Here is a 14,983-nt window from a genome sequence, read left to right on the forward strand (position 1 = left end):
GATGTGACATGTGCGGATATCCATCCTTGGGCCGTTGGAGGTCGAGGGCGACGAGGGACCGGTCGCGGTCGGCGGGGTCCGGTTGCGGGCGCTGCTGGCCGTCCTGGCCCTGGACGCCGGCCGTACCGTCACCGCCGAGCGGCTGATCGACGCCCTGTGGCCGGACGAGCCCCCCGCCAACGCGGCCAACGCCCTCCAGACGCTGGTCAAGCGGCTGCGGGCGGCGCTGCGCCCGTACGAGGTGGTGGAGAGCAGGCCGGGCGGTTACGCGCTGGCCGTGGATCCGGACGACGTGGACGCGATCCGGTTCAGGAGGACGGCCAGGAACGGGGAGGGGCTGGAGCTCTGGCGGGGACCGGCGCTGGCGGACCTCACCTCGGTGCCGCTCCTGGCGAACGCGGCCGCCGCCCTGGAGCAGGATCGCCTCGCCGCCGTCGAGGCCCGTGCCGAGGCGCGGCTGGCGGCCGGGGCGCCGGTCGAGCTGACCGCGGAGGTCGCCGCGCACCCGCTGCGCGAGCGGCTGGCCGCCCTGGCCATGCGGGCGCTGGCCGCCGAGGGGCGGCAGGCCGAGGCGCTGGAGCTGTTCGAACGCACCCGCCGCACGCTCGCCGACGAGCTGGGCGTCGATCCCGGGCCCGAGCTGCGTGCCGCCCACCTCGCGGTCGTCTCGGGAGACGTCCCCGTCCCGGAGCCCCAGGCCCCGGCCCGGCAGAGAGGCAACGTACGGGCCCCCAGGACCAGCTTCATCGGCCGCGAGGCCGAGCTGGACCAGCTCGCCGCCCTGCTCGGCCGGGCCAGGGTCGTCACGCTGGTCGGCCCGGGTGGCGCGGGCAAGACCAGGCTGGCCACCGAGGTGGCGCTGCGCTCCGCCGAAGCGGCCTGGATGGTCGAGCTGGCCCCGGTCAGCGACCCGGAGGAGGTCGCCGGCACCATGCTCGACGCGCTGGGGCTGCGCGACGACCACCCTCCGTACCGCATGCCCGCGGGCGGAGGCGACCCGGTGGCGCAGGTGGCCGAGGCCGTCGCGGGCCGGTCCGCGCTGCTCGTGCTGGACAACTGCGAGCACCTCGTCGACGCCGCCGCCGAGCTGGCCGAGCGGCTGCTCACCGCGTGCCCCGACCTGCGGGTGCTGGCCACGAGCAGGGAGCCGCTCAACGTCCCGGGCGAGCACCTGGCGCCCATCCCGCCGCTCGCGCCGCCGCCGGTCGGCGCGGACCCCGCGCGGGCGGAGGCGTACCCGTCGGTCCGGCTGCTGCTGGACCGGGCCTGCGCGGCCCGGCCCGGGTTCGCGATCGACGCCGAGAACGTGGCCGCCGTGGTGGCGCTCTGCCGCAGGCTGGACGGCATGCCGCTGGCCATCGAGCTGGCCGCGGCCCGCCTGCGCACCATGACGCCGCGGCAGCTCGCCGACCGCATCGACGACCGGTTCAAGCTGCTCACCGGCGGCAGCAGGACCGCGCTGCCGCGCCAGCAGACGCTCAGAGCGGTCGTGGAGTGGAGCTGGGACCTGCTGGAGGCGGAGGAGCGGGTGCTGGCCAGGCGGCTCGGCGTGTTCGCGGGCGGCGCGACGCTGGAGGCGGTCGAGGCGGTCTGCGGGGGAGCGGCGGAGGTGCTGGGCGCGCTCGCCGACAAGTCGCTGGTCCAGGTCTCGCCCGAGGGCCGCTTGTCGATGCTGGAGACCATCCGTGCCTACGCGCTCGAACGGCTGGCCGAGGCGGGCGAGGTCGGCGAGTACCGGCGGCGGCACGCGGCGTACCTGCTGGACCTGGCCGAGCGGGCGGTGCCCGAGCTGCGTACGGCCGCGCAGACCGCCTGGCTGGAGCGGATGGTGCCCGAGCGCGACGACTTCGCCGCCGCCCTGCGCTGGGTGGTGGACGAGCGGGACGTCGAGACCGCGCTGCGGCTGTGCGGAGCGCTCAACTGGTACTGGTGGATGTGCGGCTACCGGCGGGAGGCCACGACCTGGGCCGCGCAGGTGCTCGACCTGGCGGGCGACGAGCCGCCGCCCGGGCTGGCCGCGGCCTACACGTCCTGCATGTTCGCGCACGGCCTGTCCATGCTCGGCACAATGGTCAACGACCGGCCCGCCATGCTGGCGCTGTCGCACCGGATGGACCTGCTGGTCGGGGTGGCCGAGCGGGAGGGGCCGCTGCACCCGATGCTCAGGCTCAGCAGGGCCGTCATGGCCGCCGTCGCGGGCCGCCACGACGTGGCGGTCGACCTGCTCGAAGGGTACGTCGAGAGCGACGATCCCTGGCTGTCCAGCTCCGCCCTCATGATCGGGGGCGGCCCGGGCAACCGCACCGAGGAGAACCTCGAACGGGCGGTGGCCGGGTTCAGGAAGCTCGGCGACCGCTGGGGGCTGACCGAGGCGCTCCTGGGACTGGCCGAGCTGCGGGCCGCCAGGGGCGCGCCGACCGACGACCTCATCGCCGAGGTCTGGGGCATGACCAGCCGCTGGGTCGGCGCCGACGAGGCGATCTCGACCCTGATCAGGCTGGCGGAGCTGCGCATGCGTGGCGGCGATCTCGATGGCGCGGGCGAGGACCTGGCCAGGGCGAGGGCCGGTGTGGACGCGGAGACCACGCCGCACTCGCTGATCCTGCTCGGGATGGGCGAGGCCGCGTACGCCTGCCGGCGCGGCGAGCAGGACCGCGGGCTGGAGATCTACCGCGGCCTGCTCGACCTGCTCGCGCAGGCCCCGCCGATGGTGCAGCTCGCCGCCGGGCTCAGGACCGGCTACGGCCGGGCGCTGGCACAGGCCGGCGAGCCGGACGCCGCGATCGAGCAGCACCGCCTGGCCCTCGGAGCGCTCGGCCAGGGCGACCCCGACCGGCCGCTGCTGTCGCTGGTGCTGGCCGGGTTCGCGCTGGCCGCGCAGGCCACGGGCGATCAGGAGCGGGCCGCCGTGCTGTTCGGCGCGTCGTCGGCGGTCGAGCCGCGCGACACCTCGCTCGACACCTCGCAGGGCCTGGAGACGGCCAGGGCCGCGCTCGGTGACGAGCACTTCGAGGAGTGCTTCGCCAAGGGCGCGGCCATGTCTAGGGACGAGGTCTACGGGATGGTGGGCAGCACGACGTAGGACGGGCCGTGCAGCGTGGTGGTGCCCTTCTCCGGATTCCGGCCGAACCTGGGGAAGTTCGAGCCCGCCACGTCGATCCTGATGCGGTGGCCCGGCCGGAACGCGTTCGCGATCGCGCCGAGCCGCACCGTGACCTCGCGCACCTCGCCCGGCTCCAGGTCCTCCACCCGCGCGACGCCGTCGGTCAGCAGCTCGGCCCGCCCGTCGGGGTGGACGTCGATCAGCTTGGCCGTGACGTCCGTGCTCGGGGCGGTGGAGGAGACGCGCGCCACCAGCTCGACCTCGCCGCTCACCTCCACCCGCGCGCCGAGCGGCTCGCTCAGGTGGCGCAGCACGTCGCCGCGCTCGTCGAGGGGCCGCTGGTCGAGCGGGCCGAACGCGTCGAACGTCATGACCGCCCCGCCGAGGGTCGGCACCGGGTCGCCGGGGTCGCTGACGAACCCGGCCTCGCCGCCCGCCCCCGGCCGCGTGCTCAGTGTCCCGTCGAAGCCCAGGTGGTACGGGACGCGGCGGGCCCGCGCGATCGGCCAGTCGTCCTCCTCGTGCCAGGCGTCGTCGCCCATCACGAAGATCTTCACGCGAGCCCGGTCGCGCATCGGCGCCCCGCGCAGCCAGTGGCCGAACCAGTCGAGGTGCACCCCGGTCCAGTCGACGGCCTCGTGGCTCGCCTGGTCGCCGTAGTCGCGCCCGCAGATGTCGCGGTCGTGCGAGAAGTGCGTCCACGGGCCCACGATCAGCCGGGACTCGCCGCGCAGCCGCTCGTAGTGCTCGATGGAGGCGTCGCGGAAGTAGTCGTACCAGCCGGTGCTGACCAGCGCCGGCACCTCGATCCTGGAGTGGTCGACGGCCCCGCCCCGCCAGAGCGGGTCGCGCGGGTCGGGGTGGCTCATCCACGCGGCGTAGAAGGGCACCAGGTCCGCCAGCAGCGGCTGGTCGCTGAGCGGCAGCCGCTCGGACAGCTCCTGCAGGCGCTCGCCGAGCTGGTAGGGCAGGCCGATGGCCGCCACGTACCTGTCCTTGTCCTCCTGCGTGGCCGTGCCCAGGGAGATCCGGCGGTCCAGCTCGCCCAGGGCGAGCACCATCGCGCTGACGGTGAGGATGATGTTGAGGTTGGGGACGCCGCCCGGCTGGTAGACGCACGCGTACAGCCCGGCCGGGGAGACGTGCGGCGCGATCGCCCGCAGGCCCTCCGGCCGCTCCTGGGCCGCGAGCAACTGGGTGATGCCCAGGTACGAGTCCCCGTACATCCCGACATTTCCGTCGGACCATGGCGCGGTCGCCGCCCACCGGACCGCGTCGTAGCCGTCGGCCGCCTCGCCGCTGATGAACCGGAACTCGCCCTGCGAGGCGCCGGTGCCGCGCACGTCCTGGAGGACGACCGCGTACCCGGCGGCCACGAGGCGGGGGACGTCGAGGTGGAATCCCGGGCCCTCGACGGCCCTGCCGTACGGGGTGCGTGACAGCAGCACGGGGAAGCGCCCGTCCACGTCGGGCCGCCACAGCGTCGCCACGAGCTCGACGCCGTCACGCGTGGTCATGGTCTCGGTGGTCTCGATCATCGGACTCTCCTGTTGTAGGCGCGAAGGGCAAGGGGGACGAAGAGGACAAGGAACGCGGCGGTCCAGCCGAGCGTGATCCACACGTCCGAGCCGTGCGGGCCGCCGGTCAGGAGCCCGCGCAGGGCGCCGGCCAGGTGGGAGACGGGGTTGACGGACATCCACCAGGACAGCCAGCCGGGCATGTCGGTGGCGGGCACGAAGGCGCTGCTGCCGAACGTGAGGGGCAGCAGGACGGCCGTCGAGATGCCCTGCATCGACGTGACGGACCTGGCCACCAGCCCGATCCAGGCCGAGCCCCAGCTCAGCGCCATGGCCAGCAGCAGGACCAGGCCGAGCCCCGCCAGCGCGCCGAGCGGGTCCGTCGTGACGCGGAAGCCGACGGCGTACCCCACGATCATGGACATCACGATCGTGATCAGCAGCGTGAGCAGGTCCGCCAGGACGCGTCCCGCGAGGGGCGCCGACCTGGCGATCGGCATGGTCCTGAACCTGTCGAACACGCCGTTGCCGATGTCGGCGGCCAGGTTCATGCCGGTGGTGATCGTCGACATCAGCGCCACCTGGACGAGCACGCCGGGCAGCATGTACGCCACCGCCCCCGCGCGGTCGCCCCCGGCCGCGCCGCCGAACAGGTACACGAAGATGACGATCATGAAGACGGGCTGGAACAGCATGCCCAGGAGCTGGCCGGGGCTGTTCCTGAGCGGGATCAGGCTGCGCCAGGCCAGCGTCAGCCCTTGGGAGATCGCGGTGGTCATCGGTGCTCCCCGGTCAGGGTGAGGAAGACGTCGTCCAGTGAGGGCAGGCGCAGGGCGTGCTCGGCGAGCACGATGCCCGCGTCGTCGAGGGCCCGCAGCGCGGCGGGCGGCTCGGACAGGTCGTGCACCGGGACGCTCACCACGCCGTCCACGGCCTTCGCGCCGAGGATCGTCCCGGCCTTCTCCAGGTCGGCGGCGCGCAGCGGCCTGACGTCGAGCCGGTGCCCGCCCGCCAGCGCCTTCAGCTCGCCGGGCGTCCCGGCGGCGGCGACCCGGCCCCGGTCGATGACCAGCAGGTCGTCGGCGAGCTGGTCGGCCTCCTCCAGGTACTGGGTGGTCAGCAGCACGGTCACGCCGTCGGCGGTCAGCTCCCTGACCGCGTCCCACAGCTCGCCGCGGGCGTGCGGGTCGAGCCCCGTGGTCGGCTCGTCGAGGAACAGGACGCGCGGGCGGCTCACCAGGCTGACCGCCAGGTCGAGGCGGCGGCGCATGCCGCCCGAATAGCCGCTCGCCGCGCGGCCGGCCGCCTCCTCCAGGCCGAAGCGGGCCAGCAGCTCCGCCGCCCTGGCCCGGGCCGCCGGCCTGGACAGGCCGAGCAGGCGGCCCATCAGCAGCAGGTTCTGGGTGCCGGTCAGCTTCTCGTCGACCGAGGCGTACTGGCCGGTCAGGCCGATCAGCTCGCGTACCTTCCCGGCCTGGCGGGTCACGTCGTACCCGCCGACCAGGGCGCGGCCCGCGTCCGGGGCGGCCAGGGTGGCGAGGATGCGGACCGCCGTGGTCTTGCCCGCGCCGTTCGGGCCCAGGACGCCGAGCACGGCTCCGGTCCCGGCCCTCAGGTCGACGCCGTCGAGCGCGGGCTTGTCGCCGTATCTCTTGACGAGCCCTTCGGCTTCGATCGCGTAGGTCATGTCCCCCACGGTGTCCGGGCCCGCTGGCATCCTCCTGGCATCGACCTGTCAGGGAGATGGTGCGTGCCGGTAGACGTGGGCCGTTCGCGGGCAGGGGGGCTGGAGAGCCGCCGGCCGGCGCATGTCGCGCCACATCGACGAGGGGAGCGTCATGACCGAGGGGTACGACCGGGTCGCGATCATCACGGGAGCCGACTCCGGCATCGGCAAGGCCACCGCGGTGACACTGGCCGAGCAGGGGTTCGACATCGGGATCACCTTCCACTCCGACAGCGACGGAGCCGAGGACACCGCCAAGCAGGTGCGCGACCTGGGCAAGGCCGCCACCGTGCGCCGGCACGACCTGACCGACCCCGTGGCCGCCGCGCAGATCGTGGACGACCTCGCCGAGGAGCTGGGCGGTCTCGGCGTGCTGGTCAACAACGCGGGCACCGGCAGCTCCGAGCCGCTGCTCGACATGGACTACGAGCGCTGGCGGTCGGTCGTCGCGGTGGACCTCGACGGGCCGTTCCTGTGCGCGCAGCGGGCCGCCCGGCGGATGATCCAGACGGGCCGCGGCGGGCGCATCGTGAGCGTGACCAGCGTCCACGAGGAGTACCCCCGGGTGGGCGCGGGCCCGTACTGCGCGGCCAAGGGCGGCCTGCGGATGCTCAGCCGGGTCCTCGCGCTGGAGCTGTCGGAGTACGGGATCACCGTCAACACCGTGGCCCCGGGCGAGATCGCCACACCCATGACCGGCCAGGACGACCTGCCGCCGCAGACCGGCACCAGACCCGGCTACCCGATCAACCGGCCGGGCGACGCGCACGAGGTGGCCGCCGTGGTGGCGTTCCTGGCGAGCCCGGCGGCGTCGTACGTGACCGGGTCGACGGTGTTCGTGGACGGCGGGCTCGGCCTGATGGGACCGCAGGCCGCCGGCGCGCTCGGATCGGGGGAGTGGCGCAAGGGCTGACCCTGGTCAGCTGAAGATCTGCTGGTAGAAGGCCAGCTCGGCGGCGAGGGCGGTGGCCCGGGTCTCCGCGCGGCGGAAGCCGTGCGACTCGCCCTCGAACGCGAGATACGTGCACGGCACCCCGCGCTCCGCCAGGGCGTCGGCGAAGGCCGCCGACTGCTCGGGCGGCACGATCGGGTCGTCGAGCCCCTGCAGGAGCAGCATGGGGCAGGTCACCCCGCCGACCAGGGCGAGCGGCTCGCGCGCGGCGTACAGACCGGTGTCCTCCGGGCCGACCAGCCACTCCACGTAGCGCGACTCGAAGTCGTGGGTGTGGGTGACGAGCGGGGCCAGGGCGCTGACGCCGTAGTAGGAGACGCCGCCCGCGAACACGCCCGACCGGCAGCAGGCGGCCATCACGGTCCAGCCGCCCGCGCTGCCGCCGCGCACGGCGACCCGCGCGGGGTCGGCCAGGCCCTCGGTGGCCAGCCACTCGGCCGCCGCGACGACGTCCTCGACGTCGACGACGCCCCACCGGCCCCGCAGCAGCTCGCGGTAGGCCCGGCCGTAGCCGGTGGAGCCGCCGTAGTCCACGTCGAGCACGCCGATGCCGCGCGAGGTGAGCAGGGCCTTCTCCAGGTCGAGCGCGGTGCCCGCGTGCGCGGTCGGCCCGCCGTGCACGAAGACGACGTACGGCGGGGGCGCGCCCGGCTCGCCGCCGGTCGGCGGGTAGAGGTGGGCGTGGACGCGGCGGCCCTCGCGGCCGGGCAGCTCCACCGCCCGGGGCGACGGCAGCCAGGCCGGGTCGGGCAGCCGCTCGGCGTCACGCGCCAGCGTCTCGGCGCGGCCCGTCGCGGTCTCGACCCGCAGGACGGCCCGCGGCGCCGTGGGACCGTACCCGATCCCGACCACCGCGCCGCCGTCGGCGGCCAGTGCCGGGTCCCACCCCTCGCAGGGCGCTTCGAGGTCGCGCAGCGCCCCCGTCCGCGGGTCGAGCAGGCCGAGCCGCAGCTCGCCGCGGCCGTGCAGCACCGCGAGCCGCCCGTCGCCGAGCACGGTGTACGGCGCCCCGCCCAGCCGCCACAGCGGCCCCGCGAACTCCTCCTCGGCCGGGTGCAGGGCCCGGGAGGGCCCGCCGTGCACCGGCACCTCGTGCAGGTTCCACCAGCCGGAGCGGTCGGAGACCAGGTAGAGGTGACCGTCGTCCTTCCACTGGGGCGCCAGGACCGACTCGGACGGGCCGCCCGCGACGGTCCACGTGGCGCCGTCGGACAGTCGGGTGACGCGCAGCTCCGTGCCGTCCCAGGGCATGAGGGGATGGTCCCAGCAGACGAAGGCCAGGTGGCGCCCGTCGGGGGAGAGAGCGGGGAAGGCGTAGAAGTCGGCGCCGGTGACGTGCTCACGGAGGTCGCCCGGGGCGTCGAGGGCGAGGGAGACGATGGAGCGGGTCACCTTGGCGTCGTGGTGGCGTTCGCGCACGCACCACACCCGGCCGTCGCGCACGAGCGGGTCGGCGTAGCGGGAGCCGTCGCCCGCCGGGGTGAGCGGGACGGGGTTGTCGTGGCCGAGATAGAGCCGCTGGTCGGCGAGGTTGCAGAAGACCACCTCGCCGGAGGGCGTCACCGCGTAGGGCCGCCCGCCGTACTCGTGGACCCGGGTGCGCGCGCACCACGGCGCGGCCAGCAGCTCGTCGTGGGTGCCGTCGGCGGCGCGGCGCACGATCGTCGTGCGCCCGCCCTCGTCGGGCCGGTCCTCGGTCCACCACACCTGCCCGTCACGGGCGACGGGCCAGGACGGACGGAGCCCGGACCGGGCGACGTCGGTCGTGGAGATGGGGGAGGGCCAGAAGGGCATAGGGGCATCCTGCCGGAAGATCGGCGACGGTGAAGGTCGGTCACCCGAGCAGGTGAACGGCGAGGGGCGGTCACCTCGGCAGGTGACCGCCCCTCTCGAACCCGCGCCCCGGAGGGCGTCAGTCCACGATGGGCAGATCGCCGCCGCCGGTCGGCTGGCCGGCGCCCACCGCCGCCATGGCGCCGGGCGGCTCGACGGGACCGGCCGTCACCTTGCGGCTGCGCCGCGTGCGCCGCTCCAGCCAGGTCGCCAGGTAGCTCAGCGACATGTTGAGCGCCACGTAGATGATCCCGATGACGATGGCCGCCGGGATCAGCGAGCCGAAGAACACCGCGGGCAGGATCTTGAAGCCGGTGTTGAGCAGGTCGACGTACGCGATGATGTAGCCGAGCGCGGTGTCCTTGAGCAGCACCACGAGCTGGCTGACGATCGCCGGCATCATCACCGTGATGGCCTGCGGGAGCAGCACCATCCGCATCACCTGGTTCTTGCGCATGCCGATCGCGTAGCCGGCCTCCGACTGGCCCCGGGCGACCGACAGCACGCCGGCCCGCACGATCTCGGCCAGCACCGACCCGTTGTAGAGGGTCAGGCCGAGCACGACCGCGAAGAAGGCGTAGTCGCCGCCGCCCAACACGCTGGGCGCCAGGTAGAAGATGAAGAAGATCAGCAGCAGCAGCGGGATGGCGCGGAAGACCTCGACCACGAGGCCCGCCGGGACCCGGATCCAGGCGTGGTCCGACAGCCGCGCCAGGCCGAACACCGCCCCGAACAGCATCGCCAGCACCGCGGCGGCGGCCGCGGCCTTCAGCGTGCCGATCAGGCCCGGGATGATGTAGACCTGCCAGGTCTCGGCCTGGATGAACGGCTCCCAGATCTTGCCTTCCCACTGGCCCTTGGCGTCGAAGCCGCGGTAGACGCCGTACAGCACGGCGGCCACGAGGATGACGCTGACGAGCGTGAGGAGGTGGTTGCGCACGCGGGCGCGCGGCCCGGGGGCGTCGAACAGGACGCTCGTGCTCATCGGACCACCGCCAGCTTCCGCGACAGCCACCCGGTGAAGTAGCCGATCGGCAGGATCAGGACCATGAAGGCCGCGATGACACCGAGGAAGATCGGGATCGAGGCGCCGGTCGTGTCGAAGACGATCTTCATCGTCGCCGCGGAGTCGGCGAGGAAGCCGCCGGCGGTCGCGACCGTCGAGTTCTTGATCATGGCGATGACCACGCTGCCCAGCGGGGCGATGACCGCCCGGAACGCCTGCGGCAGGATGATCATGGTCAGGGTCTGGAAGAAGGTCAGCCCGATCGCCCGGGACGCCTCGGCCTGCCCCATGGGCACCGTGTTGATGCCGGCGCGCAGCGCCTCGCAGACGAAGGCCGCGGTGTAGGCCCCCAGGCCCAGACCCACGATCCAGAAGGAGTTCGTCTCCGGCTGGTCCGAGAAGACCAGGCCGAGCTGGTCGCTCAGCCCCAGCGCGGAGAAGGCCAGCACCAGCGTCAGCGGGGTGTTGCGCACCACGTTGACGTACACCGTGCCGGCGGCGCGCAGCACCGGCGTCGGGGAGACGCGCATCGCCACCAGGATCGTGCCGAGGATGAAGGAGACGACCAGCGCCACAAGCGAGAGCTTGACGTTCTCCAGGAAGCCCCGAGCTAGCTCGGGGGCGTAGGTAATCAGTTCGTCCATCGTGCTCCACCGCATAAGACGGCGGCGGCCGGGTCGCCGGCCGCCGCCTCGGACGTGACTAGGCGCAACCCTCGGCCGGCGGCGCGGTCTCGGTCAGCTTCAGGCCCTGGATGCCCCCGAACCACTTCTCCTGGAGCTGCTTCATGGTGCCGTTGTCCCACAGCTTCTTCACCGCGGTGTTGACGGCCTCGCAGGTCTTGGTGTCGCCCTTCTTCAGGCCGATGCCGTACTTCTCGTCCGTGAAGCCCTGGCCCAGCACCTTGAAGTTGCCGCCCGCCTGCTTGGCGAAGCCCGCCAGGATCAGGTCGTCGGTGGTGACCGCGTCGAGGTTGCTGCCGTTCAGCTTCTGCACGCACTCGGAGTAGCTGGCGGCGTCGACCGTCGTCGCGTCGAGGTCGAGCTGGCCGTCCGGCGGCGGGTCGGTGATCCGCTTGTAGGAGTTGGAGCCCGCGGCCTTGCAGATCTTCTTGCCCTTGAGGTCCTGCGGCGTGTTGATCGAGGAGTCGTCCTTGCGCACCATCACGTCCTGGTGGGCGATGACGTACGGACCGCCGAAGGTGACCTTCTGCTTGCGGGCCTCCGTGATGGAGTAGGTGGCGAAGATCAGATCAACCGTGCCGTTGGCCAGGAACGGCTCGCGGTTGTCGGACTTCGACTCCTTCCATTCGATGGAGACGTCCTTGCCGCCGGCCAGTTCCTTCACCACGGCCTTGGCCACGTCGACGTCGAAGCCCTCGGGCTCGGCGCCCTTCTTCAGGCCCAGGCTCGGCTGGTCCCATTTGGTGCCGACGACCACTTTTCCGCCACCCTGGATCTTCTCCACCGCGCTGGCGTAGGTCTTGTCGTCACCGCCCCCGCACGCGGCCACACCGCCCAGGAGGGCCGCAATAGAGAGCACTGCTCCGGTTCGACGCATGTGCATGTGTACCACCTCAATAGTCAGTGCGTGAGAATCTTCGACAGGAAGTCACGCGCCCGGTCGGTCTGCGCGTTGGTGAAGAACTCGTCCGGGGTGTTCTCCTCCACGATCTGCCCGTCGGCCATGAACACCACCCGGTTGGCGGCCTTGCGGGCGAACCCCATCTCATGCGTGACGACCACCATCGTCATCCCGTCACGTGCCAGCCCGACCATGACGTCGAGCACCTCCTGGACCATTTCGGGGTCCAGAGCGGAGGTCGGCTCGTCGAACAGGATCATCTTCGGGTCCATGGCGAGCGCCCTGGCGATCGCCACCCGTTGCTGTTGCCCGCCGGACAACTGCGCGGGGTACTTGTCCGCCTGGGCCGCGATCCCGACGCGCTCCAGCAACTCCATCGCGCGCCTGTCCGCCGCGTCCTTGGCCACCTTGCGGACCTTGACCGGGCCCAGGGTGACGTTCTCGCGGATCGTCTTGTGCGCGAAGAGGTTGAACGACTGGAACACCATGCCGACCTCGGAGCGCAGGCGCGCCAGCGCCTTGCCCTCGGCCGGCAGGGGCTGCCCGTCGAAGATGATCTGCCCGCTGTCTATCGTCTCCAGCCGGTTCATCGCCCGGCAGAGCGTCGACTTGCCGCTACCCGAAGGGCCGATCACGACGAGGACCTCGCCACGGGAGACGGTCAGGTTGATGTCCCTCAGGACATGCAACGCCCCGAAGTGCTTGTCGACGTGCTCCAGCTTGACCAGTGGAGTCACGTCCCCGTTCTCCGTCATGGGTCAAAACCTAGGGTGCGTTAGGACGCTGCGCACTAACCAGGTGGTACCGATCCGATCACATCATGCCGTCGAGCTGGACTTTTGGGCCCGAGCGGTATCTCTTCCCCGTGCAAGGACTACCCTAGAACGCGCCATGACTGTGACCCAGGAGAGCCCCCGCACGTACGAGGTCCGCACGTACGGGTGCCAGATGAACGTGCACGACTCCGAACGGCTTTCGGGTTTGCTGGAGGACGCCGGATACGTGCGCGCGGCCGACGGCGAGAGCGCCGACGTGGTCGTCTTCAACACGTGCGCCGTGCGCGAGAACGCCGACAACCGCCTCTACGGCAACCTCGGCCATCTGCGTCCCGCCAAGGTCGGCAACCCGCGCATGCAGATCGCCGTGGGCGGCTGCCTGGCGCAGAAGGACCAGGGCGAGATCATCCGCAAGGCCCCCTGGGTCGACGTCGTGTTCGGCACCCACAACATCGGCTCGCTGCCGGTGCTGCTGGAGCGGGCCCGCGTCGCCGGCGAGGCGCAGGTGGAGCTGAAGGAGTCGCTCGAGGTCTTCCCCTCGACGCTGCCCACCAAGCGCGAGTCGGCCTACGCCGCCTGGGTGGCCATCTCCGTCGGCTGCAACAACACGTGCACGTTCTGCATCGTGCCGTCGCTGCGCGGCAAGGAGAAGGACCGGCGTCCCGGCGACGTCCTCGCCGAGGTCGAGACCCTGGTCGGGCAGGGCGTGCTGGAGGTCACGCTGCTCGGCCAGAACGTCAACACCTACGGCGTCGAGTTCGGCGACCGGCTGGCGTTCGGCAAGCTGCTGCGCGCCTGCGGCGGCGTCGGGGGGCTGGAGCGGGTCCGCTTCACCTCCCCGCACCCGGCCGCGTTCACCGACGACGTGATCGCCGCCATGGCCGAGACGCCCAACGTCATGCACCAGCTCCACATGCCGCTCCAGTCGGGCTCCGACCGGATCCTCAAGGCCATGCGCCGCTCCTACCGCGCCGAGCGCTACCTCGGGATCATCGAGCGGGTCCGCGCCGCCATGCCCGACGCGGCCATCTCCACCGACATCATCGTCGGCTTCCCCGGCGAGACCGAGGAGGACTTCCAGGCCACCCTCGACGTCGTCCGGCAGAGCCGCTTCGCCAACGCCTTCACCTTCCAGTACTCCATCCGCCCCGGCACCCCGGCGGCGACCATGGACGACCAGATCCCCAAGGAGGTCGTCCAGGAGCGCTACGAGCGGCTCGTCGCGCTGCAGGAGGAGATCTCCTGGGAGGAGAACAAGAAGCAGGTCGGCCGCACGCTGGAGGTGCTGGTCGCCGAGGGCGAGGGCCGCAAGGACGACGCCACCCGGCGGCTGTCCGGCCGCGCCCCCGACAACCGCCTGGTCCACTTCGCCGTCGGCGAGGAGACGCCGCGGCCCGGCGACATGGTGACCGTCGCGGTCACCTACGCGGCGCCGCACCACCTGGTGGCCGACGGCGCGGTCCTCGGGCTGCGCCGCACCCGGGCCGGCGACGCCTGGGAGGCCCGTCAGGGCGCCTCCGCCGAGGGCGCCAAGGGCGTCATGCTGGGCATGCCGTCCATCGGCCGCCCGGCCGTCGCGCCCGCCGCGTCCGTGGGCGGCTGCCCGGCATGAGCCGGGTGGGCGTCGAGGATCATCGGCCGCCGAGGAGGCGGTAGCAGTAGTCCCGGCGGACGTCGGGGAACGTCGCGCACGGGTCGGGAGCGGGAAGCCGGTCGGCGGTCGCGGTGTGTCCCGTGTCCGCCGGTTCCGGGCGGCGGCGCTCGGCGGGCTCGGGGTCCTGGCGGCGGCGTTCGGCGGGCTCGGGCGGCGCCACGCTCTCGTCCGCGACGTCCGGTACGGAGGTCGCGTGGGGGTGCGGGGGCGCGACCGGGACGGGAGACGGCGACGGGGCCACCCGCGCGGCGGGCGCCGGGTCGTCCGGCGCCTCCGGCATCGCGCTCTCCCGGGGCGTGTCCGTGACGGACGGCGCGGCCGCCTCCAGCGGTGGCGTGACCCACGGGGACATCACCGGAGGCAGCCCGAGCCTGGGCGGACGCCGCCTGTCGCCGCGCTGACGGGCCGGCGGGCTGACGCGTTCGAGCCACCTGTCCGGGCCGGGCGGGGCGGGGACGCCCACCGGCGCCGGAGCGGGCCCCGACGCGGGCCCCGGCGAGGTGCCCGACCAGTCGGCCGGCCACTCCCCGGGCCACTCCGCCCGTCCCTGCCGGCGGGCGCGAGGCGTCGCGGAAATGCTCGCGTCACCGGTGAGCAGGTTTATCCGATCATTGTCCGGCGTGCTTTTCTGGGCGGTCCGCGGGGTGCCGACGAACGCCAGGACGACGCCCAATCCAGCGATCATGAGCACTCCGGCCACGCTCGCCGCCGGCGCCATGCGGTCCTGACTACCTGCGCGAATGCCCTTGAGGCGAGACAAGTCGTGATTCCCCCGTGATTGGTGATGTGTCGCGTGAACGGTGGGCGAGCATTCCACTGATGCGGCTAGTGT

General features: G+C 72.8%; 12 protein-coding genes. 3 read left to right on the forward strand and 9 right to left on the reverse strand.

The window, feature by feature from the left end; genetic code table 11:
* Nucleotides 1-34: 34 nt before the first annotated feature.
* On the forward strand, nt 35-3,082 hold the full coding sequence (locus tag HTZ77_RS39655) for a BTAD domain-containing putative transcriptional regulator (RefSeq protein ID WP_175594923.1): 3,048 nt from the start codon (nt 35-37) through the stop codon (nt 3,080-3,082).
* Here the strand turns inward: HTZ77_RS39655 and HTZ77_RS39660 are convergent.
* The 3 genes from HTZ77_RS39660 to HTZ77_RS39670 are packed head-to-tail and all read right to left on the reverse strand — an operon-like array spanning nt 3,055 to nt 6,307.
* On the reverse strand, nt 3,055-4,641 hold the full coding sequence (locus tag HTZ77_RS39660; protein WP_175594924.1) for a CocE/NonD family hydrolase: 1,587 nt from the start codon (nt 4,639-4,641) through the stop codon (nt 3,055-3,057). The two genes, HTZ77_RS39655 and HTZ77_RS39660, sit on opposite strands and share 28 nt — an antisense overlap.
* Nucleotides 4,638-5,399 carry an ABC transporter permease gene (locus HTZ77_RS39665; protein ID WP_175594925.1) on the reverse strand — a complete coding sequence of 254 codons (762 nt, stop codon included), beginning with the start codon at nt 5,397-5,399 and terminating at the stop codon, nt 4,638-4,640. The genes HTZ77_RS39660 and HTZ77_RS39665 overlap by 4 nt, the downstream gene beginning before the upstream one ends.
* Nucleotides 5,396-6,307 carry an ATP-binding cassette domain-containing protein gene (locus HTZ77_RS39670; protein ID WP_175594926.1) on the reverse strand — a complete coding sequence of 304 codons (912 nt, stop codon included), beginning with the start codon at nt 6,305-6,307 and terminating at the stop codon, nt 5,396-5,398. The genes HTZ77_RS39665 and HTZ77_RS39670 overlap by 4 nt, the downstream gene beginning before the upstream one ends.
* A gap of 151 nt (nt 6,308-6,458) precedes the next feature.
* On the opposite strand from HTZ77_RS39670, the gene HTZ77_RS39675 reads away from it, so the two are divergent.
* Nucleotides 6,459-7,259, forward strand: a complete 801-nt coding sequence (locus HTZ77_RS39675; RefSeq protein WP_235995855.1) for an SDR family oxidoreductase — start codon at nt 6,459-6,461, stop codon at nt 7,257-7,259.
* 6 nt (nt 7,260-7,265) lie between these two features.
* Here HTZ77_RS39675 and HTZ77_RS39680 read toward each other — a convergent pair whose 3' ends face one another.
* The 5 genes from HTZ77_RS39680 to HTZ77_RS39700 form a co-directional block, all read right to left on the reverse strand.
* On the reverse strand, nt 7,266-9,092 hold the full coding sequence (locus HTZ77_RS39680; protein WP_175594928.1) for a S9 family peptidase: 1,827 nt from the start codon (nt 9,090-9,092) through the stop codon (nt 7,266-7,268).
* A gap of 118 nt (nt 9,093-9,210) precedes the next feature.
* Nucleotides 9,211-10,116, reverse strand: a complete 906-nt coding sequence (locus HTZ77_RS39685) for an amino acid ABC transporter permease (protein WP_175594929.1) — start codon at nt 10,114-10,116, stop codon at nt 9,211-9,213.
* Nucleotides 10,113-10,781 (reverse strand): amino acid ABC transporter permease, encoded by a 669-nt coding sequence (locus tag HTZ77_RS39690; protein WP_175594930.1) that lies wholly within the window; start codon nt 10,779-10,781, stop codon nt 10,113-10,115. The genes HTZ77_RS39685 and HTZ77_RS39690 overlap by 4 nt, the downstream gene beginning before the upstream one ends.
* Nucleotides 10,782-10,839: 58 nt before the next feature.
* Complete coding sequence (locus HTZ77_RS39695) at nt 10,840-11,703, reverse strand: glutamate ABC transporter substrate-binding protein (RefSeq protein ID WP_175594931.1); 864 nt, start codon at nt 11,701-11,703, stop codon at nt 10,840-10,842.
* A 17-nt stretch (nt 11,704-11,720) separates the two neighbouring features.
* Nucleotides 11,721-12,476 carry an amino acid ABC transporter ATP-binding protein gene (locus HTZ77_RS39700; RefSeq protein ID WP_281387389.1) on the reverse strand — a complete coding sequence of 252 codons (756 nt, stop codon included), beginning with the start codon at nt 12,474-12,476 and terminating at the stop codon, nt 11,721-11,723.
* A gap of 136 nt (nt 12,477-12,612) precedes the next feature.
* Between HTZ77_RS39700 and miaB the strand changes: the two genes are divergently transcribed.
* Nucleotides 12,613-14,109, forward strand: coding sequence for a tRNA (N6-isopentenyl adenosine(37)-C2)-methylthiotransferase MiaB (gene miaB / locus HTZ77_RS39705; protein ID WP_175594932.1), 1,497 nt, complete (start codon nt 12,613-12,615; stop codon nt 14,107-14,109).
* Nucleotides 14,110-14,128: 19 nt separating this feature from the next.
* Here miaB and HTZ77_RS39710 read toward each other — a convergent pair whose 3' ends face one another.
* The gene (locus HTZ77_RS39710) at nt 14,129-14,836 is read right to left on the reverse strand and encodes a hypothetical protein (RefSeq protein ID WP_175594933.1); all 708 of its coding nucleotides are present in this window, start codon (nt 14,834-14,836) and stop codon (nt 14,129-14,131) included.
* Nucleotides 14,837-14,983: the final 147 nt, after the last annotated feature.

The sequence above is a fragment of the Nonomuraea montanisoli genome, assembly GCF_013363975.1.
GTDB lineage: Bacteria > Actinomycetota > Actinomycetes > Streptosporangiales > Streptosporangiaceae > Nonomuraea > Nonomuraea montanisoli.

Bases quoted from the DNA above. Each gene is read 5' to 3' on its own strand.
- HTZ77_RS39690 (WP_175594930.1), bottom strand. From the start codon at position 10,781: ATGGACGAACTGATTACCTACGCCCCCGAGCTAGCTCGGGGCTTCCTG.
- HTZ77_RS39695 (WP_175594931.1), bottom strand. From the start codon at position 11,703: ATGCACATGCGTCGAACCGGAGCAGTGCTCTCTATTGCGGCCCTCCTG.
- miaB (WP_175594932.1), top strand. From the start codon at position 12,613: ATGACTGTGACCCAGGAGAGCCCCCGCACGTACGAGGTCCGCACGTAC.
- HTZ77_RS39710 (WP_175594933.1), bottom strand. From the start codon at position 14,836: ATGATCGCTGGATTGGGCGTCGTCCTGGCGTTCGTCGGCACCCCGCGG.
- HTZ77_RS39675 (WP_235995855.1), top strand. From the start codon at position 6,459: ATGACCGAGGGGTACGACCGGGTCGCGATCATCACGGGAGCCGACTCC.
- HTZ77_RS39660 (WP_175594924.1), bottom strand. From the start codon at position 4,641: ATGATCGAGACCACCGAGACCATGACCACGCGTGACGGCGTCGAGCTC.
- HTZ77_RS39700 (WP_281387389.1), bottom strand. From the start codon at position 12,476: ATGACGGAGAACGGGGACGTGACTCCACTGGTCAAGCTGGAGCACGTC.
- HTZ77_RS39670 (WP_175594926.1), bottom strand. From the start codon at position 6,307: ATGACCTACGCGATCGAAGCCGAAGGGCTCGTCAAGAGATACGGCGAC.
- HTZ77_RS39680 (WP_175594928.1), bottom strand. From the start codon at position 9,092: ATGCCCTTCTGGCCCTCCCCCATCTCCACGACCGACGTCGCCCGGTCC.
- HTZ77_RS39665 (WP_175594925.1), bottom strand. From the start codon at position 5,399: ATGACCACCGCGATCTCCCAAGGGCTGACGCTGGCCTGGCGCAGCCTG.
- HTZ77_RS39685 (WP_175594929.1), bottom strand. From the start codon at position 10,116: ATGAGCACGAGCGTCCTGTTCGACGCCCCCGGGCCGCGCGCCCGCGTG.